The following is a 19,490-nucleotide window of genomic DNA, read 5'->3' as shown; positions in this document are numbered from 1 at the left end:
CGGGCGCACGACGGCGGCCCGCCAGATCGCTCTGACGGGCCGCCGCCGTGTGCCGGGCGCGATCGGTCAGCCGCGCCGCGGGGTGTCGTCGTCCACGCCGACGGCCGACTGCACGGCCTCGCGGTAGTCGGCGGCGAGCTGCGACGGGTTCTTGCCCAGCTGCGAGTTGCGGTAGCCGTACAGGAAGTAGATCGCGAAGCCCAGCGCGAGCCACACGAGGAACCGCAGCCACGTCTCGACGTCCAGCTGCAGCATCAGCCACAGGCACAGCACGCCCGAGACGATCGGCAGCACCGGCGACCACGGCACGCGGAAGTGGTCGGCGTGGGCCTCGCCGCCGCCGGCCTTGAGCTGGCGCCGGCGGAGGATCGGGATGCCGAAGCTCACCAGGACGAACGCCGACAGGGTGCCGATGTTCACCATGTTGCCGAGCACGTCGACCGAGAAGAAGCAGGTGACGATCACCAGGAGCGCGGCGGTACCGACCTGGATCATCACCGGGGTGCCGCGCTCCGACGTCTTCGACATGCCGCGGGGCAGCAGGCCGTCGCGGCTCATCGCGAACACGATCCGGGTGAGGCCGAGCATGAGCACCATGACCACGGTCGTGAGGCCCACGAGGATGCCGACCGTGATGACCTGCGTGGCCCACGCCGGTGCGTTCGGCTGCAACTGGAACGCGGTGATGATCGTCGCGGACGCTCCGCCGTCGGGCGTGGCGTCGCGCAGCTGCTGCGGGGTGGCCATGCCGGAGAGCGCGATCGAGACGGCGATGTAGAGGCCGGTGCAGATCGCGAGGCCGCCGAGGATGCCGCGCGGGACGTTCCGGCGAGGGTTCTTGGTCTCCTCCGCCGCGGTGGCGACGACGTCGAACCCGATGAACGCGAAGAACACGGTGCCGGCACCCGCGAGGATGCCCATCACGCCGCCCACGGACAGCTCGGCGCCGGCCATCCAGGAGAAGAGGGTCTGCGTCATCGTGGTGCTGTGCGTCGTGGACTCGCCGAACGACTCGGGGCTGGGCACGAACGGGCTGAGGTTCGACGCGCTGAAGAACGCGAAGCCCACCACGATGATGAGCAGCACGATGGCGACCTTGATGGCCGTGAGCACGCCGGTGACGCGCGTCGAGAGCTTCGTGCCGACGGCGAGCAGCGTGGCGAGCACGACGATGAGGATGGCGGTGCCCCAGTCGAAGGACACGCCGCCGAGGTGGATCGTGTTGTGGACCCCGGACGCGACGCCGTCCGCGTCGACCCCGCCGAGGCCGAACACGTTGAGGAAGTTGTCGAAGTACAGGCCCCAGGCCTTGGCGACGACGGAGGCGGCGAAGAACATCTCGAGGATGAGGTCCCAGCCGATGATCCAGGCGAGCAGCTCACCCATCGACGCGTAGGAGAACGTGTACGCGGAGCCGGCCACCGGCATGTACGACGCGAACTCGGCGTAGCACAGCGCCGCGAGGGCGCACACGACGCCGGCGATGACGAACGAGATCACGACCGACGGGCCGGTCTGCGTGGCCGACACCTGCGCGGCCTTCGAGAAGATCCCGGCGCCGATCACCACGGAGATGCCGAGGACCATGAGGTCCCAGGCACCGAGGGTGCGCTTGAGCTGGCGCTGGGGCTCGTCGGACGCCGCGATCGTCGCTTCGATCGAGCGCCTCCGCATGAGCTGCATCGTTGAGACTCCTTACGGGAGTGGTCTGTACCACCGGGTCTCGGCGGCCGGGAGACCTTACACCGCCCGGCCGCCGCGGTGAACGGGGTGTTCAGCGCAGCTCGACGCTACGCCCGGTCGCGCGCCGCGGTCACTCGTGCGGGGCGGCGGGACGCGCCGGGGCGTCGAGGTCCGCGGAGCGTGCGGTGATCCAGGCGTCCACGCGCTCCCACTGGTCGAAGAGCCAGAGCTCCCGCCCCTCGACGTCGGCGGGGAGGTCGTCGACGCGCGTCAGGGTGCCGCCCAGCACGATGGTCTTGTCCATCGGCAGCTCGCGCCAGATGTCCTTGACCGTGACGAGGCGGTCGAGGCCGGTGTGCGCGACGACCAGCACGGCGGCGTCGGGGGCGACGGCGTCGAGCGCGGACAGGAACCCGCCCGCGTGCGGCACCATGACGTGCGGCATGCGCTCGGCCCGGTCGGCGAGGGCGTCCTTGCCGCGGGCCCGGAGCGCCTCGATCCGCTGCGCGCGGCGCCGGGGCGTCACGTTCCCGCCCTCGGGGAACAGGACGAGGGCGTCGTCGGCGCCCAGGTCGGCCGAGATGCGCGTGATGGTCTCCGCGGCGCCGGGCTGCCCCGGCCTGCGGCGTGCCAGGGGCGTGACGAAGGCCGCGGGCAGCCGGCCCAGGAGGACGTCGATCGCCGGGTCCCACTGCAGCGTGTCCTTGAGGACGACGGCGGGTGCACGGCGGGCGCGACCGAGGAGGACGTCGACCAGGATGAACGAGTCCCCCGGCCCGGCATGCCGGCTGAGCACGAGGACGGGGACGTCGGGCAGCCTCGCGCCCTCCTCGACCTCGACGACGATGGTCAGCCGCAGCGTCCACCGCACCTGCCAGAAGAGGACGGCCAGCGCGGCCCTCGCCACGGCGACGTGCGCCCGCTGCACCCAGGGCCGGTGCATCGCCAGCCCGAAGCCGGACGCCACCCACAGCGCGAACAGCACCACCAGCGCGGCGGCGTCCCACAGCACGTAGAACGACAGCATCCACAGCAGCCGCAGCACCCGCAGGCGCCCCGGCAGCAGCCAGGTCAGCGCGGCGCCGACCACCAGGGCCAGCATGATCGACGTCGGCACCAGCAGCACGGCCAGCAGCACCACGAGCGGCGCCAGCACGACCCGGCGGACCCACCGGGGCGGGGGCGCGATCACGGCTGCCCCGCGTCCGGCGGCGGCGACCCGGGCGGCGGCGCCGCGAGGTACTCCCGCGCGGCGGCGTAGGACTGGGCGATGCGTGACGCGGTGGAGTCCATGCGCCGGAACGCGCCGAGCTTCTCGTCCCCCGGCAGCGCGCCGCCGGTCGGCAGCACGTGCACGGTCGCGACCCGGCGGGCCTCCTCCAGCTCCCGGAAGTACCGGTGCCGCCGGGCGATCTCGAAGCTCACGCGCGCGACGTCGGACGGCTTGGACGGCACCGTGAGCGGCTCCTCGACCCGCCCCACCTGCAGCACGTAGACCGTGGTCGCGCCGCGGCGCACGGCCTCGCCGAGCGGGATCGAGTTCACCATGCCGCCGTCGACGTAGTGCTCGCCGCCGATCTCGGTGGGCGGCAGCGCGCCCGGCACCGACGCCGACGCGAGCACCGCCTCGACCAGCGGCCCGGAGTCGAACCAGTGCTCCGACGCCCGCTCGATGCTCGCGGCGGCGACGACGAGCGGCACGGCGAGGTCGTCGAAGGTCGTCTTCTCGCCCAGGGTGCCGGCGATGAGCCGGCGCAGCGCGGCCGGGTCGTACAGGTGCGTGCGGGACTTGGCGAGGCGGCCGAGCTGCCGGTACCAGGCCTCGCCGTAGACCTCGTTCGCCGTCGGGGACGCCCACGCGGCACCGAGGCGGTCGACGACGGCGACGCTCGGGTCGGCCGCCACGGCGGCGCCGTTGATCGCGCCGATCGACGTGCCGACCACGAGGTCGGGGGCGACCCCCGCCTCGAACAGCGCCTGCAGCATGCCCACCTGGACGGCGCCGCGCACACCGCCGCCGCCGAGCACGAACGCCACCGTCATGGCCGCGATCGTGCCACGCCGAGATCGAGAGGGCACCCGCGCGAGACGGAGAAACCCCCTCCCGCAAGACAGAGATTCTCTGTCCCGTGGGAGGGGGTTCCCCTCTCGCGGTCAGGCGTGCACGTGCCCGTACCGGTGGCGGGTGCGGCTGACGGCCTGCTCGCGCACGACGGCGAGCAGCTCGCGCCGGCCGCTGGCGACCACGGGAGCGTCGAGCACGGTCACGGTGCCGAGGCGCGTCGCGGCGGCCTCGCGCAGGCCCGGCGCGCGGCCGACCACGCGGACGCGGCCGGTGACGCGGCCCGCGGCGACGGCGGCGGCGAAGTCCTCGTGGGACGTCGGCGCCTCGTGCGGCACGCCCCAGCCGGAGTCCGTGTCGGGGACGACGACGGCCGGCACGCCGGCGCGCTTCGCCGCGGCGAGCACGCGCCGCACCTCGATCGGCAGGGCGCCGTCGCCGACGCGCACGGTGAGGCGGTCGATCGGCCGGTAGCGGAAGGTGTTCTCCTCCACCGTCAGGCCCGACTTGTCGTGCCCGACGCCGATCTCCGTGGCCCAGGCGGCGTCGTCCGACGCCTGCGCCGCGGCGAGCCAGCCCTCGGGGTCGTTCGTGCGCGACGGGACGTCGGCGTCCGCCCACGCGCCGAGCTCGGCGACGTAGTTGGGGCCGCCGGCCTTGGCGCCCGGGCCGACCGCCGAGGCCTTCCAGCCGCCGAACGACTGCCGCTGCACGATGGCGCCGGTGATGTGCCGGTTGACGTACACGTTGCCGGCCTCGACGCGGTCGAGCCACGTCGCGATCTCGTCGTCGTCGAGGGAGTGGATGCCCGCGGTGAGGCCGAAGTCCACCTGGTTCTGCAGCCGGATCGCCTCGTCCAGGTCCTTGGCGGTCATGATGCCGAGCACGGGGCCGAACACCTCGGTGAGGTGGAAGAACGACCCCGGCGCGACGCCGTCGCGCAGGCCCGGCGACCAGAGCCGGTCCGCCTCGATGCCGGCCGCGGCGGCCGCGTCGTCCAGGCGGCGCGGGCGCACGAGCCACGACTCCCCTGGCTCGAGGGTCGTGAGCGCGCGCAGCAGCTTGCCCTGCGCGGGCTCGGTCAGGGGTCCCATGACGGTGGACAGCTCGGTGGGCGAGCCCACCGCGAGCGACTGCACGGCGTCGACGAGCTGGCGCCGGAACCTCTTGCCGGTCTCGGTGGCCGGGTCGCCCACGGAGCCGACCAGGATGACCAGCGACGCGGCCGAGCACTTCTGCCCGGCGTGGCCGAAGGCGCTCTTGACCAGGTCGGACACGGCGAGGTCGAGGTCCGCCGACGGCGTCACGACCAGCGCGTTCTTGCCCGACGTCTCCGCGAGCACCGGGCGCTCCGGCCGCCAGGAGGCGAACAGCTCGGCCGTCTCGATGGAGCCGGTGAGGATCACGCGGGCGACGTCGGGGTGCGTCACGAGGTGCTGGCCGAGGTCGCCGTCCGGCACCCGCAGGAACTGCACGACGTCGCGCGCGACCCGCGGGTCGAGGCCGATCTCCGGCGCGACCTGGTCGAGCGCGGCGTGCACGGCCTCGATCGCGAGCTCGTAGCAGCGCGGCGTGGTCGGCGCCGGCTTGGCGAGCACGGTCGACCCGGCCGCCAGCGCCGCGAGGGCGCCGCCCGTCGGGATGGCGACGGGGAAGTTCCACGGCGGGGTGACCAGCGTGACGCCGTCGGGCGTGAACGTGGCGCCGTCCACCTGCTCCAGGGCCTCGGCCATCGCGGCGTAGTAGCGGGCGAAGTCGATCGCCTCGCTGACCTCGGGGTCGGCCTCGGCGACGGTCTTGCCCGGCTCGTGCACCATGGCGGCGACGAGGTCCGTGCGGCGGCCCTCGAGCTCGCGGGCGGCGGCGCGCAGCACGCGCGCGCGGTCGGCGGGCGCGACGGCGCCCCAGGCGCGCTGGGCGGCGACGGCGCGGGCGACGGCGTCGTCGATCGCCTCGGTCGAGGCGATCTCGGGAGCCTGCACCGGGACGAACCCGGAGTCCGGCCCGACGACGCTCCGGGCCCACGCCCGGTGCGCGGCCACGGCGGGGTCGGTGTCGACGGCGTTGCGGAACGGCTCCGCGGTCGGGCAGCCGGCGGCGGTGGGCGCGGTGGCCCCACCGGCGAACCGGTCGCGGCGGCGCGGCGCGACGTCCACGGGCCGGTAGTGCACGCCGTGCGTCACGGACGCGCGGAAGGCGAGCTCCTGGCGCTCCATCGGGGTGGACGCGACGCCGGTCGCACCGGTGGCGGGCGCGAAGGCGGCGTGCAGGAAGTTCTGCTCGGCGGCGTTCTCCTCGAGGCGGCGCACCAGGTAGGAGATCGCGACGTCGAAGTCCTCGTCGCGCACCACCGGCGTGTACAGCACGACGTGGCCGCCGTCCTTGGCCACCTCGTCGCGCACGAGGCGCGCCTCGATGGGGGCCATGCCCTGCAGCATCTCGATGTCGAGGCCCTCGGTGACGCCGCGGCCGCGGGCGAGCAGCACGGCGAGCGCGACGTGGAAGAGGTTGTGCGACGCCACCCCCAGCCGGACCGCGGAGGTGCGGTCGGCGCGCAGGTGGTGGTCGAGGATGCGCACGTAGTTGGCGTCCACGTCCGGCTTGGTGGGGTACGGCGCCTGAGCCCAGTCGTGCAGCTCGGCCTCGACGTGCTCCATCGCCAGGTTGGCGCCCTTGACGAGGCGCACCTTGATGCGCGCGCCGCCGTCGGCCACGCGCTTCTGCGCGAACTCGGTGAGCTCGTCGAGCGCGCCCATCGCGTCGGGCAGGTAGGCCTGCAGCACGATGCCGGCCTCGAGGTCCTTGAACTCCTCGCGGTCGAGCACCTGCGTGAAGACCGCGGTGGTCAGCGCGAGGTCCTTGTACTCCTCCATGTCGAGGTTGAGGAAGACGCCGTGGTCGAGCGCGGCCCGGTACAGGGGCAGCAGGTGCTCGACGACGCGCTCGCGCGAGCCGTCCAGGTCCCAGGTGACGAGTTGCGCCGCGACGGAGGACACCTTGACGGAGACGTAGTCGACGTCGGGCCGGCGCACCAGGTCGATGGTGCGCTGCAGGCGGGCGGCGGCCTCGTCGTCGCCGAGCACGGCCTCGCCGAGCAGGTTGACGTTGAGCGTGTAGCCCTCGGCGCGGGTGCGGGCGAGGTGCGCGGTGAGGCCCTTGCCGGCGTCGGCGACGAGGTGGCCGACGAGCTGGCGCAGGCGCACGCGCGCGGCGGGGACGACGACGGACGGCAGCACGGGGGCGACGACGGCGCCGACCTTGAACAGGGTGCGGTCGACGGGGCCGAGGAAGGTGGCCGAGCCGGCGTCCCGCCCGAGGCGGGCGAGCGCGGTGGCGGCGACGCCGACGTCCTGCGGGCGCGCGACGTCGTCGACGAACCCGACGGCGAGCTCGAGCCCGGCCGGGTCGGAGACGAGCGAGCCGAGCCGCTCGGCGGTGGCGCGCGTCTTCCGGTCGGCGCGGGTGGTCGACCCGGCAGCGCCGGAGGAGCCGGAGGCGACGGCGATCCAGTGGTGGGCGAGGGCGACGGCGTCCTCGACCAGGGCTTCGGCGCCGGCGTCGGTGGGGGCGCTCTGCACGGCGGATGGGGTGGCGCCGCCGCGCGCCGGAACGGAGGTACTCATGCCCCCAGGGTGCGCCCTCCGGCCGGGGCCCGTCTTGTACGATCGGGCGCGCGATGGGAGCAGATTCCGACAACACCACCGGCACCGCGGGCGACGCCCCGGGAGGGTCCGTCGGCAACCCCGCGCCGGTCCGCGTCGAGGCCGCGGCGGACGTCCCCGGCACCGCGGCTCTCATGGCCGCCCTGTCCCCCGTGATGGTGGACCTCATGGACGAGCTGTCGGACGTGATGTTCTGCGCCAAGGACGCCGACGGCCGCTACCTCGCCGTGAACCAGGTGTTCGTGCGCCGCACCAACGAGCGCTCCCGCCGCCAGGTGCTGGGCCGCCGCGCCGTCGACCTCTTCGTGCCCGAGCTGGCCGAGCGCTACGAGGCGCAGGACGCCGAGGTGCTGCGCACGGGCCGCCCGCTGCGCAACGAGCTGGAGCTCATCCGCCGTGTGGGCGGCACGCCCGGCTGGTTCCTCACCGCGAAGCTGCCCGTGCGCGACGCCGCGGGCCGGGTCGTCGGCCTCGTCTCCGTGTCGCAGGACCTGCGCTCGGGCGACGCCGACGACGCGACGATGGACGCGATGGCGCGCCTGGTGGCCGCCGTCGAGCGGCACCTCGACGCCTCCCCCGGCGACCCGCTGTCCGTGGCCGACCTGGCGCGGCTGTCGGGCAGCACGCCCGCCGTCCTGGACCGCCGGGTGCGCAAGGTCTTCGGGCTCTCGCCGCGCCAGCTCGTGCTGCGCACGCGGGTGGACCGCGCCGCGCACCTGCTGACGTCCACGACCACCCCGCTCGCGGAGGTCGCCGCCGCGGCGGGCTTCTACGACCAGCCGTCGTTCACCCGCACGTTCGCCCGGCTCACGGGCGAGACGCCGTCGTCGTTCCGGCGCCGCGCCCGCGCCGCGGGCTGAGGCTCACCCGCCGAGCACGGGCGCGAGCGCCTCGACCAGCTGCTGCACGCCGAGCACCACGAACATCAGCGTCACCAGCCCGAGGATCACGTTCGTCAGCGGCCGGTTGCGCCACCGCTCCGGCACCCGCGACGAGTTCATGAGGATGAGCAGCGTGATCGCGAGGAACGGCATGAACAGCGAGCCGAGCGCGCCGTAGGCGACGACGAGCGCGATGGGCTTGTCGAGCAGGAGCAGCAGCATCGGCGGGAACGTGAGCCACAGGATGTACGCCCTGTAGTAGCTGCCGCCGGCCTTGCGCCGCGGGTCGTCCTCCGCCAGCCCGCGGACCGTGGCGACGAAGTCGGCGAACATCAGCGAGACGCCGTTCCACACGCCCAGCACCGACGAGAACGACGACGCCCAGAAGCCGACGAGGAACAGCGGCGCCATGAACGTCCCGTACCGCTCGGCGAGCACGTCGGAGAGGTCGACCAGGCCTCCCTCGCCGTCGGCGACCGTGATGCCGGAGGAGTACAGCAGCTCGGCGCCCACGATGAGCATGGAGATGACGAAGACGCCCGATATGACGTACGCCATCGCGTTGTCGATGCGCATGACCTTCATCCAGCGCGGCGCGTACCAGCCCTTCTCCTTCAGCCAGTACCCGTAGGCCGCCAGCGTGATCGTGCCGCCGACGCCACCCGCCAGGCTGAGCGTGTAGAGGATCGAGCCCTCCGGGATGCGCGGCACCAGGCCACCGAGGATCTGGCCGAGGTTCGGCACCGTGAGGACCGCGGAGCCGACGATCGTCACGAACATGACGCCCACGAGCACGGCGATGACGACCTCGAACATCTTGTACTTCCCGAGCCAGACGATGGCCGCGCCGATCAACCCCATGCCGATCGCGAACCAGATCAGGTCGACCTGCGGGAACAGCGCGACGAGCGGCAGCGCCGAGCTCGACATCGCCGCGGCGCCGTAGCTGAAGCCCCACACCACGATGTAGACGCCGAAGTAGACGCTCGCCCACGCGCCCAGCGACTTCCAGCCGTCGAAGATCGTGCGGTTCGTGGCGAGCGACCAGCGGCCCGCGCCCTCCACCAGCACGATCTTGATGATCACGCCGAGGACGGCCGCCCAGAGCAGGGTGTACCCGAACTTGCTGCCGGCGACGAGCGTGGCGACCAGGTCCCCGGCGCCGATGCCCGTGGCCGCGACGACCAGGCCGGGGCCCACCAGGCGCCAGCGGGGGCGTTCCACGTCGGAGCCGTGGTCGAGGTCTCGGTCGAGGGCGGGGGGTGTGACGTCCTTGTCAGCCATGTCGCCGGAGGCTACCGCACGGATGTTCCGGTCCTGTGACATACCGGGTGCGTCGGCGGGCCCCGCTGCACGATTCCCACAAGAGAGCCGCCCCAGCACGCCCGCCGCCTCGCCGCGTGTGTACGACCTGCACAAACGGACTCCCCCGAGCGTTGGTCCACCTCGGTCATGACCGCGACCGCCTGCCGCCCCTAGCGTCGTCGTCATGACCGCAGCCGTGCTTCCTCTCTCCCCCGCCCGCCCGCGCCGCGTCCTCGCGGACCTGCTGCCCGGGGCGCTCGCCCGCGATGCCGTCCTCGTCGTCGCGGTGGCCGCCCTCACCGCGCTGGCCGCCCAGGTCGTCGTCCCGGTGCCCGGCCTGCCGGTGCCGCTCACCGGCCAGACGTTCGCCGTCCTGCTGGGCGCCGCCGCCCTCGGCCCCTGGCGCGGGGCCGCCGCCCAGGCGGTCTACCTCGCCGCCGGCGTCGCGGGCCTGCCCGTGTTCGCCGGCGCGACGGCGGGCTGGGAGTCCGTCGCCGGTGCGTCCGGCGGCTACCTCGTCGGCTTCCTCCTGGCGGGCGTGGTCGTCGGGGCGCTCGCGCGCCGCGGCGCCGACCGTCGCGTGCTGTCCACCGTCGGCACCTACGCGCTCGGCACCCTCGCCGTCTACGCCGTGGGCGTGCCGTGGCTCGCGGTGAGCACCGGGATGCCCGTGGGCGCCGCGCTGCTCTCCGGCGCCGTCGTCTTCCTGCCCGGTGACGCGCTCAAGGCCGCGCTCGCCGCCGCGCTGCTGCCGACCGCCTGGCGGTTCGTGCGCTGAGGCGCGCCCCGAGCCGCCGGTCGAGCTTGTCGAATCGCCGCCCCTCGGTCTCGACAAGCTCAACCGGCGGCATCGTCGGGTCAACGCCCGGACACGGCTCCGTAAGGTGGCGGGTTTCGCCCGCTGGAGGGCCTGCGGGAGCGGCTACGGTGGGCGCCGAGGCCCACCATCCCGGGCCGCGCCACCCCTGCCGGGGCCCCTGACCGGGGTCCTCGGCACCGTGTCCTGGAGGACCCGTGACGACGACGACGTCGATGACCTCGACACCCCTGCCCGACACCCCGGCCGCGCCGGCCGCCCCCGCCCCGCGGACGAGCTCCCCGCTCGACACGGCGCACAGCCAGCTCGACAGCGCCGTCGCCGTGCTCGGCTACGACGCGGGCCAGCGACAGATGCTCGCCACCCCCCGCCGCGAGATCCACGTGGCCGTGCCCCTGCGGCGCGACGACGGCGAGACCGTCCTCTTCCACGGCTTCCGCGTGCAGCACAACATCACCCGCGGCCCCGGCAAGGGCGGCCTGCGCTACGCGCCCGGGGTCGACATCGACGAGGTCCGCGCCCTCGCCATGTGGATGACCTGGAAGTGCGCCATCGTCGACCTGCCGTACGGCGGCGCCAAGGGCGGCGTCGCCATCGACCCGCGCGACTACTCGACGGCCGAGCTGGAGCGCGTCACCCGCCGGTACACGTCCGAGATCATGCCGATGATCGGCCCGGACACCGACATCATGGCGCCCGACATGGGCACCGACGAGCACACCATGGCCTGGGTCATGGACACCTACTCGGTGAACCGCGGGTACACGATCCCCGCCGTCGTCACCGGCAAGCCGCTGGCGCTGGGCGGCTCCCGCGGCCGCGGCACCGCCACCAGCGCCGGCATCGTGCACGTCACCGCCGCGGCGCTCGGCGAGGCCGGCGTGCCGCTGACCGACGTCACGGTCGCCGTGCAGGGCTTCGGCAAGGTGGGCTCGCACGCCGCCGCCATCTTCGCCGCCCGCGGCGCCACCGTCGTCGCGGTGAGCGACCAGTACGGCGGCGTCCGCAACGACGCGGGCCTCGCGATGGACCGCCTGTTCTCGCACGTCGCCGCGACCGGCTCCGTCGTCGGCTTCGACGGCGCCGACCCGCTGTCCAACGCCGAGCTGCTCGGCCTCGACGTCGACGTCCTCGTGCCCGCCGCGGTCGAGGGCGTGCTCGACGGCGTCACCGCCGCCACCGTGCGGGCGCGCTGGGTGGTCGAGGGCGCCAACGGACCGACCACCACCGACGGCGACAGCGTGCTCGCCGCGAACGGCGTCACGGTCGTGCCGGACGTGCTCGCCAACGCGGGCGGCGTCGTCGTCTCCTACTTCGAGTGGGTGCAGGCCAACCAGACCTACTGGTGGTCGGAGGAAGAGATCGCCGACCGCCTCGAGCACCGCATGACCTCCGCGTACGGCGACGTCTCCGCGCTCGCCAAGCGCGAGGGCCTGTCCCTGCGCGACGCCGCGCTGGTCATCGGCGTGCAGCGCACCGCCGAGGCGCACCGCATCCGGGGGCTGTACCCCTGAGCACCGACCGGACGGACCCCGCGTCGCCCGCGGCCGACGACCTGGGACCCGACCTGGAGCCCCTCGTCGCACGGCTGCGGGCGGCGGGCTGCGTGTTCGCGGAGGACGAGGCGGCGCTGCTGCTGGAGGCCGCGCCCGACGACGCGGCCGAGCTCGAGGGCCTGGTCGCGCGGCGCGCGGGCGGCGAGCCGCTGGAGCACGTGCTCGGGTGGGTGGAGTTCGCCGGCCGCCGCTGGTCGGTGGGGCCCGGCGTGTTCGTGCCCCGGCGCCGCACGGAGCTGATGGTCGCCGCAGCGCTCGCGCTCCCCGCCCCGGCCACCGTGCTCGACCTGTGCTGCGGCTGCGGCGCGGTGGGCGGTGCCGTGCTGCTGGGGCTGCGCGCCGCCGGGACCGATCCCGTGCTGCACGCGAGCGACGTCGAGCCCGCCGCGGTCGTGCACGCCCGGCGCAACCTGGCGCCGCTCGGCGCCGCCGTGCACGAGGGGGACCTCCTCTCCGTCGTCCCCTCCGTGCTGCGCGGCCGCGTCGACCTGCTGCTGTGCAACGCGCCCTACGTCCCCACCGACGCCATCGCGACGATGCCCCCCGAGGCGCGCGACCACGAACCCGCGGTCGCGCTCGACGGCGGCGCCGACGGCCTGGACGTGCTGCGCCGCGTCGTCGCGGCGGCGCCCGGCTGGCTCGCGCCGGGCGGGTCGTTGCTCTTCGAGGTCGGCACGGACCAGGTGCCCGGTGCGACGACGCTCGTCGAGGCGCACGGGCTGCGCGCCGCCGTCGTCACCGACGAGGACCCGGACGCCGAGGACGCCACCGGCGGCACCGCCGTCGTCGCCACCCTGGACGCGAGGTAGCAAGGACTCTGCCGAGGGAGGACGAGACCGGCCGAGGTCATCGACTACCTCACCGAGATTCGTCCTCCCTCGGCAGAATCCTCCCTACCTCACGGTCAGGCGCGGGGCTGCTTCTCCGCCCAGTCGGCGAGGGTGACGCGCGGGCCGGTGAAGAACGGCACCTCCTCGCGCACGTGGCGCCGGGCCTCGGTCGCGCGCAGGTCGCGCATGAGGTCGACGATGCGGTGCAGCTCGTCCGCCTCGAACGCCAGCAGCCACTCGTAGTCGCTCAGCGCGAACGTGCTCATCGTGTTGGCGCGCACGTCCGTGTACCCGGCCGCGGCCATGCCGTGGTCGCGCAGCATCGTGCGGCGCTCGTCGTCGGGCAGCAGGTACCAGTCGTAGGAGCGCACGAACGGGTAGACGGAGAGGTAGTCGCGGGGGCGCTCGCCGGCGAGGAACGCGGGCACGTGGCCCTTGTTGAACTCGGCGGCGCGGTGCAGCGCCACGACCGACCACTCCGGCGCCAGGGACGCACCCAGACGCGAGGCGCGCAGCCGCTGGTAGGCGCCCTGCACGGACTCGACCGACGGGCCGTGCACCCACACCATGAGGTCGGCGTCGGCGCGCAGGCCGGCGACGTCGTACACGCCGCGCACGACGACGTCGCCCTCGGCGCGGGCCGGGTCGCGGGCGTCGTCGGGCTGGCCGTCCCAGAGGGCGGCGTCCGCCTCCGCGGCGAGCTCCGCGCGCTCGGCGTCGCCCGCCGGCAGCGGCTCGGCGGTGGAGAAGACCGCGATCATGGCGTACCGGATGGACTCGTTGATCGAGGCGGCGTCGACGGTCTCGCCGGTGTCGCCGTGGATGTGGCTGTCGGTCATGACGTCCTCTCGGGGCGGGTCAGGAGTGCAGGTCGACGCTGCACAGGGCGGGGATGCCGCTCGGCTCGCCGTCACGCCGCAGGCAGCAGCCGGGCGCGCACACCGAGCGGAAGGCGGGGAGGTTGCCGACCGTCTCCTCCACGACGTCCTCGCCGCGGGCGATGGCCGCGCGCTCGAGCAGCAGGTCCACCAGGCCGGACACGAACGCCGGCCGGGTGCCGACGGTGCCCGCCCGGACCGCGGTCATGCCGAGCTCGGTGGCCGTGGCCATCGCCTCGGTGTCGAGGTCGTAGGCCACCTCCATGTGGTCGGAGACGAACCCGATCGGGGACAGGACGACGTCCTTGAGGCCCTGGCCGGCGCGCTCGGTGAGCAGGTCGTTGACGTCCGGCTCGAGCCACGGCTGCGACGGCGGGCCGGAGCGCGAGCAGTACGCCAGCTCCCACTCGACGGCGTGCCCGCGCACCTCGGAGACGACGGCGGCGATGACGGCGGCGACGTCGAGGTGCTGCGCGGAGTACGTGGCGTGCGAGACCTGGGACGCCGCCTCCATCGTGTCGGGGATGGAGTGCGTGACGAGGACGAGCTTCGCCGCCGCCGGGACGCCGCCCTTCGCCTCGAGCGCCTCGTAGCCCTCGAGGACGGCCTCGGCGTTGGCCGCCACGAAGCCCGGGTGGTTGAAGTAGGAGCGGATCTTGTCGAACTGGACGCTCGTGGAGCCCTCGGCGCCGAGCTGCCCGCGCTTCTCCAGCGTCACGGCGAGGTCCTCGCGGTACTGCCGGCAGCCGGAGTAGGACGAGTAGGCGGACGTGACGAGCGCGACGGCGCGCTTCGCGCCCAGGCGCTCGAGCTCGTCGATCGCGTCGGTGGTGTAGGGCTCCCAGTTGCGGTTGCCCCACACGACGGGCAGGTCGAGACCGCGCTCGGCGAGCTCGGCCTCCAGCGCCGCCTTCAGCGCGAGGTTCTGCTCGTTGATGGGGCTCTTGCCGCCGAAGCCGTAGTAGTGCTCGCCGACCTCCTCGAGCCGCGAGTCGGGGATCCCCTTGCCGGCGGTCACGTTGCGGAGGAACGGGACGACGTCCTCCGGCTTGTTCGGACCACCGAAGGAGTACAGGAGCAGGGCGTCGTAAGGGCCGGCATCGGCCGACTGGGGGGTCAGCGACATGACTGCCATCATGGCACCGGCCCGGGAGCCGGCCCGTCGAGAACGGCCCCCGGCCGACGTGACGTTGATGGCACGCGTTGTCATCTCCGGTCAGGGATGTCCGCCTGCGCGAGGCGGAGCCGGTCCAGCACGTCGCGCAGCCGCTCGAGCTCCTCGGTCGGGAGCGCCTGCCCCACGTACTCGGCGATGGTGCGCACGTGCGCGAGCCCGGTCTCGCGCTGCCGCCGCACCCCCTCCGCCGTGAGCCGCACCAGGGTGCCGCGGGCGTCGTCGGCGGGGACCGAGCGGGCGACCAGCCCGCGCCCCTCGAGCCGTTCGACCATGCGCGACAGCGACGACTGCGCGATGAGCATCCCCTCGTTGAGGTCGCGCAGCCGCAGCTCGCCCCGGGGCGCGCGCGACAGGGTGAACAGCACGTCGTACTCCCGCATCGACAGGTCGCGCCAGATGTCGTCGGCCTGGAAGCGGCGCATCAGCGTGACCTGCGCCCGGAACAGCGACTCCCAGGCCTCGGCGGCGAGGCGGACGTCGGGGGCCGGCGGCCGGGTCCCGACGTGGCGCTCGGGCGGGGTGGGGGACGTCGGCGTCGGCTCGGGCGGGGTCACCGTCGCAGTGTGCCGCAGGCCTCCGACGGACGCCCGACGACGTCCCCGTCAGGCCGGCTCAGCGGCCGAGCCGTCGCTCCCGCCGGGAGAAGTCGCGCAGCGCGCGCAGGAAGTCCACGCGGCGGAAGTCGGGCCAGTACGCCTCGCAGAAGTACAGCTCCGAGTGCGCGCTCTGCCACATGAGGAACCCGCCCACGCGCAGCTCGCCCGACGTGCGGATGACGAGCTCCGGGTCGGGCTGGCCCTTGGTGTACAGGTGGGCGGCGATGTCGTCGACGTCGATCCGCTCGGCCAGCTCCTCGAGCGACGCCCCGGTGGCGGACTCCTGCTTGAGGTACGACCGGACGGCGTCGGCGATCTCGTGCCGGCCGCCGTAGCCGACGGCGACGTTCACCTGCAGGCCCCGGACGTCCTTCGTCGCCTCGGCCGCGGAGCGCACGGCGTCCGCGAGCTCGCCCGGCAGCAGGTCCAGCCGGCCCACGACGCGCAGCCGCCAGCGCCCCGACTCCGCGAGGTCCTGGACGGCGTCGCGGATGATGTCGAGCAGGTCGGCGAGCTCGGACGCGGGGCGCGCGAGGTTGTCGGTGGACAGCATCCAGAGGGTGACGACCTCGACGCCGAGCTCCTCGGCCCAGCCCAGGAACTCCGCGATCTTGTCCGCCCCGCGCCGGTGCCCCGTGGCCGCGGTCTCGCCGAACGACCGGGCCCACCGCCGGTTCCCGTCGAGGATGACGCCGACGTGCCGGGGCGTCTGCGCCGTCGGCAGCGAGGCGGCCAGGCGCCGCTCGTACAGGCCGTAGAGCAGGTGGGGCATGCGCACGCGGGACCTCGAGGGTTCGGGCCGGGCCGCGGGCGCGCGACGGCGCGGGCACCCGGCGGGGGCGGGACGGACGGAGAGCGGGACAACGGTACCGCTCCCGTGGACCCGCAGGTCCCGGGCCTGGCGGACGCCCGGCGTCGCCCCGCAACCCCTGCGCACGATCTTCACGGCGCGGGGTCGCTGCACCCGCGCCGCGTCCCCTACGCTGGCGTAACCTACGGATGCGTAGGTTTGTCGTCCGATCGAGAAGGAGCACCCGTGGCAGCAGCCGCCCAGCCGAACGGCCACCGGGCCGACCGCCTCGACGTCGACGACGTCAAGGAGGTCGCCCGCGAGGCGAAGGGCGTCATGGGCGACGCCGTGCAGACCGTGTCGGCGGCGGCCGCCGGGAAGGCAGCCCTCCTCAAGCCGCACCTGCGGGGCTGGATCCACGCCGTGACGACGCCGCTGGCGCTGGCCGCCGCGATCGTGCTCGTCGTCCTCGCCGACACCACCGCCGACAAGGTCGCGTGCGCGGTCTTCGGCGTCACCGCCGTCATGCTGTTCGGCACCAGCGCGGTCTACCACCTCGGCACCGGCACCTGGTCGCCCCGCACCGCCGCCGTCCTGCGACGCCTGGACCACGCCAACATCTTCCTCATCATCGCCGGTACCTACACGCCCCTGGCCGTGATGCTGCTGCCGCGCGGCACCGCCACCGTGCTCCTCGCCGTCGTCTGGGGCGGCGCGATCCTCGGCCTCGTCGGGCGCGTGCTGTGGATGAGTGCGCCGCGCTGGCTCTACGTCCCGGTCTACGTGGCGCTGGGCTGCGTCGCCGTCGGCTACATCCCGCAGTTCGCCGCCGCGGGCGGCGCCGCCGTCGCCTGGCTGGTCGCCTCGGGCGGCATCGCGTACATCCTCGGCGCCGTCGTGTACGGCACCAAGTTCCCGGACCCGTCGCCCCGCTGGTTCGGGTTCCACGAGATCTTCCACGCGCTCACCGTGGTCGGCTTCACCTGCCACACCGTGGCGATCTACCTGGCGGCCCTGTAGCCGCGCGCGGCCGGGCCCGGCGGGCTCAGCCCGCGGGCACCACGAGGTAGCGCCGGTTCGCCAGCGACGGGTTCTGCCGGCGCACCTGGGCCAGCGGCTCCGGGTCCAGGTCCACGGTGCGCACCTGCGGGGTCTCGTCGAGCTCGAGGCCGACGACGCCGTCCGGCCCGGCCAGGAGCGACCGGCCCACCAGCCCGGGGCCGGACATCCCGACGCCGATCACCACCGCCGTGTTCTCGATGGCCCGCGCGCGGATCAGGGTGCGCCAGTGGTCCGCCTTGAGCGGGCCGTCCACCCACGCCGCCGGGACGACGATGACGTCGGCCCCGGCGTCCACGAGCCGGCGCGCCGACTCCGGGAAGCGCAGGTCGTAGCAGGTGACGACGCCGAACGTGAGGTCCCCCAGCCGCAGCACGAGGGGCGGCACACCGGCCGGGCCGGGCTCGAGACGGTCGGACTCGCGCGTGCCGAACGCGTCGTAGAGGTGCACCTTGCGGTACGCGCCGACGACCGTGCCCGTCGCGTCGACCGCGACGACGGTGTTGAACGCGCGCGTGGGGGGCTCGGGCGCCGAGCCTGCCGCCGGCGTCGTCCCCGTGATGGCGGGCAGCGAGCCCGTCACCGCGGGGAACGAGCCCGTCACGGCGGGGAACGCGCCGCTGACGGCGGGGAACGCGCCGGTCACGGCCGGGTGCTGGCCGGTGCTCGCGGCCGGGGCGCCGTAGGCGGGCAGGGTGGTGCCGGCCACCACCGCGATGCGGTACCGCGCGGCGTGCTGGCGCAGGGCGGTGACGAACGGGCCGTCGAGCGGCTCGGCGTGCTCGACGCCGACGCCGTGCGGGTCGTAGCCGGAGGAGTACTCGGGCAGCACGAGCAGGTCCGCGCCCACGCGGCCGGCGGCGAGGAAGGCCTCGGCGACCGCCTCGCGGTTGGCGTCGTGGTCGGCCGTGATCGCGAGCTGGCCGACCGTGACCCGCACGCTCGCGCTCATCGGCCGGGCTCGCCGTCCGCGTCGTCACCCGTCCCGCCGTCGCCGGCACCGCCGTCGCCGCGCGGCCCGTCACCGTCGGACGCGTCGCCGGGCGCACCGGGGCCCCGCCCCGGGCCGTGGAGCCCGAAGTGCTTGGGCTCCTCGAGCGGGATGCCCTGGTCCTCGGCGTTGCGCTGCGCGCGGCGCAGGTGCCGCGTGAGCGACAGGAAGAGCAGCACGCAGGCGACGGCCACGGCGAACGTCGCGACGAACCCGGCGAGGCCCGGCGTCACCTGGAGCTCGTCCGGCCCCTGGCCCGGGCTGGGGCTCGGGCTGGGCGCGGCGGCGAGCAGGGTCCAGACGGCGCTCATCGGACCTCCTCGCGGAGGCCGGCGAACAGGTCGTCCTCGGGCAGCGACGTCGGCACACGCGAGTCGGCGAGCTCGTACTCCTCCGTGGGCCACACGTCGGCCTCGAGGTCGCGCGGGACGGCGAAGAAGAACCCGTCCGGGTCGATCTGCGACGCGTGCGCCACGAGGGCCGCGTCCCGCTGGGCGAAGAAGTCCGCGACGGCGACGTGCGTCGTCGCCTCCCGCTCGGGGATCTCACGCGCCGCCCGCGACTCGATCCAGTCGCCGAACGGCGACTCCAGGCCGGCGCCCTGCATCGCCTCGTGCACGGCGCGCATGCGCGCCATCGAGAAGCCGTGGTTGTAGTAGAGCTTCAGCGGCTCCCAGGGCTCCGCGCCGCCCTCGACGACGTACCGGGAGGCGTCGCCCGCCGCGTGGTAGGCCTCGAACGACACCTCGTGGCACTTGATGTGGTCGGGGTGCGGGTACCCGCCGGACGGGTCGTAGGTCGTCATGACGTGCGGGCGGAAATCGCGCACGAGCTCGACGAGGGGCGCTGCCGCCTCGTCGAGCGGCACCAGGCCGAACGAGCCCTCGGGCAGGGGCGGCAGCGGGTCGCCCTCCGGCAGCCCGGAGTCCACGAAGCCGAGCCAGGCCTGCCGCACGCCGAGCGCCTCGGCCGCGGCCGCCATCTCCAGGCGGCGGACCGCCAGGCGACCCTCGATGCTGTCGAACTCGTGCCCCTCGGGCACCTGGAAGCTCGGGTTGAGCACGTCGCCCCGCTCGCCGCCCGTGCAGGTCACGACGAGCACCTCGACCCCCTCGGCGGCGTACCGCGCGGTGGTCGCGGCGCCCTTGCTGGACTCGTCGTCCGGGTGCGCGTGCACCGCCATCAGACGCAGGGGCTCGGGCC

At 74.4% G+C, this 19,490-nt stretch carries 17 protein-coding genes; 5 read left to right on the top strand and 12 right to left on the bottom strand.

All coding sequences use genetic code 11. From position 1 onward, the window contains the following. Positions 1-66: 66 nt before the first annotated feature. From ACH443_RS18640 to ACH443_RS18625, 4 genes are all read right to left on the bottom strand, one after another. Positions 67-1,683: an APC family permease gene (locus ACH443_RS18640; protein ID WP_430591148.1), complete on the bottom strand. Its 1,617-nt coding sequence runs from the start codon at positions 1,681-1,683 to the stop codon at positions 67-69. 130 nt (positions 1,684-1,813) lie between these two features. Then, positions 1,814-2,875 (bottom strand): 1-acyl-sn-glycerol-3-phosphate acyltransferase, encoded by a 1,062-nt coding sequence (locus ACH443_RS18635; protein WP_429764572.1) that lies wholly within the window; start codon positions 2,873-2,875, stop codon positions 1,814-1,816. Further along, positions 2,872-3,726 (bottom strand): patatin-like phospholipase family protein, encoded by an 855-nt coding sequence (locus ACH443_RS18630; protein WP_429764571.1) that lies wholly within the window; start codon positions 3,724-3,726, stop codon positions 2,872-2,874. The genes ACH443_RS18635 and ACH443_RS18630 overlap by 4 nt, the downstream gene beginning before the upstream one ends. Before the next feature lie 111 nt (positions 3,727-3,837). Next, a complete protein-coding gene (locus ACH443_RS18625; protein WP_430591147.1) occupies positions 3,838-7,368 on the bottom strand; it encodes a proline dehydrogenase family protein in 3,531 nt (1,176 codons plus the stop codon). 53 nt (positions 7,369-7,421) lie between these two features. Between ACH443_RS18625 and ACH443_RS18620 the strand changes: the two genes are divergently transcribed. Continuing rightward, positions 7,422-8,267, top strand: a complete 846-nt coding sequence (locus tag ACH443_RS18620; protein WP_430591146.1) for a helix-turn-helix domain-containing protein — start codon at positions 7,422-7,424, stop codon at positions 8,265-8,267. Positions 8,268-8,270: 3 nt separating this feature from the next. On the opposite strand, the gene ACH443_RS18615 is transcribed toward ACH443_RS18620, so the two are convergent. Then, positions 8,271-9,572: an Nramp family divalent metal transporter gene (locus ACH443_RS18615; RefSeq protein WP_429764568.1), complete on the bottom strand. Its 1,302-nt coding sequence runs from the start codon at positions 9,570-9,572 to the stop codon at positions 8,271-8,273. A 205-nt stretch (positions 9,573-9,777) separates the two neighbouring features. Between ACH443_RS18615 and ACH443_RS18610 the strand changes: the two genes are divergently transcribed. The 3 genes from ACH443_RS18610 (at position 9,778) to ACH443_RS18600 (ending at position 12,775) form a co-directional block, all read left to right on the top strand. After that, a complete protein-coding gene (locus tag ACH443_RS18610) occupies positions 9,778-10,371 on the top strand; it encodes a biotin transporter BioY (protein ID WP_430556922.1) in 594 nt (197 codons plus the stop codon). Between the two features lie 254 nt (positions 10,372-10,625). Beyond that, positions 10,626-11,924 carry a Glu/Leu/Phe/Val dehydrogenase gene (locus ACH443_RS18605; protein ID WP_430591145.1) on the top strand — a complete coding sequence of 433 codons (1,299 nt, stop codon included), beginning with the start codon at positions 10,626-10,628 and terminating at the stop codon, positions 11,922-11,924. 41 nt (positions 11,925-11,965) lie between these two features. Continuing rightward, positions 11,966-12,775 carry a putative protein N(5)-glutamine methyltransferase gene (locus ACH443_RS18600; RefSeq protein WP_430591197.1) on the top strand — a complete coding sequence of 270 codons (810 nt, stop codon included), beginning with the start codon at positions 11,966-11,968 and terminating at the stop codon, positions 12,773-12,775. Between the two features lie 95 nt (positions 12,776-12,870). Here the strand turns inward: ACH443_RS18600 and hemQ are convergent, their stop codons facing one another. The 4 genes from hemQ to ACH443_RS18580 form a co-directional block, all read right to left on the bottom strand. Beyond that, a complete protein-coding gene (gene hemQ, locus ACH443_RS18595) occupies positions 12,871-13,635 on the bottom strand; it encodes a hydrogen peroxide-dependent heme synthase (protein WP_429764565.1) in 765 nt (254 codons plus the stop codon). A 19-nt stretch (positions 13,636-13,654) separates the two neighbouring features. Further along, positions 13,655-14,800: a ferrochelatase gene (locus ACH443_RS18590; RefSeq protein ID WP_430591144.1), complete on the bottom strand. Its 1,146-nt coding sequence runs from the start codon at positions 14,798-14,800 to the stop codon at positions 13,655-13,657. Between the two features lie 80 nt (positions 14,801-14,880). Continuing rightward, on the bottom strand, positions 14,881-15,405 hold the full coding sequence (locus ACH443_RS18585; protein ID WP_430591143.1) for a MarR family winged helix-turn-helix transcriptional regulator: 525 nt from the start codon (positions 15,403-15,405) through the stop codon (positions 14,881-14,883). A 58-nt stretch (positions 15,406-15,463) separates the two neighbouring features. Then, on the bottom strand, positions 15,464-16,225 hold the full coding sequence (locus ACH443_RS18580) for an isoprenyl transferase (RefSeq protein ID WP_429764562.1): 762 nt from the start codon (positions 16,223-16,225) through the stop codon (positions 15,464-15,466). 258 nt (positions 16,226-16,483) lie between these two features. On the opposite strand from ACH443_RS18580, the gene ACH443_RS18575 reads away from it, so the two are divergent. After that, positions 16,484-17,257, top strand: a complete 774-nt coding sequence (locus ACH443_RS18575; protein WP_430591142.1) for a hemolysin III family protein — start codon at positions 16,484-16,486, stop codon at positions 17,255-17,257. Between the two features lie 25 nt (positions 17,258-17,282). Here the strand turns inward: ACH443_RS18575 and ACH443_RS18570 are convergent, their stop codons facing one another. The 3 genes from ACH443_RS18570 to mca are packed head-to-tail and all read right to left on the bottom strand — an operon-like array spanning position 17,283 to position 19,470. Then, positions 17,283-18,248, bottom strand: a complete 966-nt coding sequence (locus ACH443_RS18570) for a carbon-nitrogen hydrolase family protein (protein WP_430591141.1) — start codon at positions 18,246-18,248, stop codon at positions 17,283-17,285. After that, positions 18,245-18,598: a hypothetical protein gene (locus ACH443_RS18565; protein WP_429764559.1), complete on the bottom strand. Its 354-nt coding sequence runs from the start codon at positions 18,596-18,598 to the stop codon at positions 18,245-18,247. The genes ACH443_RS18570 and ACH443_RS18565 overlap by 4 nt, the downstream gene beginning before the upstream one ends. Beyond that, on the bottom strand, positions 18,595-19,470 hold the full coding sequence (gene mca, locus ACH443_RS18560) for a mycothiol conjugate amidase Mca (RefSeq protein WP_430591196.1): 876 nt from the start codon (positions 19,468-19,470) through the stop codon (positions 18,595-18,597). The genes ACH443_RS18565 and mca overlap by 4 nt, the downstream gene beginning before the upstream one ends. Between the last annotated feature and the right edge of the window lie 20 nt (positions 19,471-19,490).

The organism is Isoptericola sp. NPDC019571, assembly GCF_044389385.1.
In the GTDB taxonomy this organism is placed as follows: Bacteria; Actinomycetota; Actinomycetes; order Actinomycetales; family Cellulomonadaceae; genus Isoptericola; species Isoptericola nanjingensis.
The sequence above is the reverse complement of the archived record's forward strand: the minus strand, read 5'-3'. Positions and strand labels throughout refer to the sequence as shown.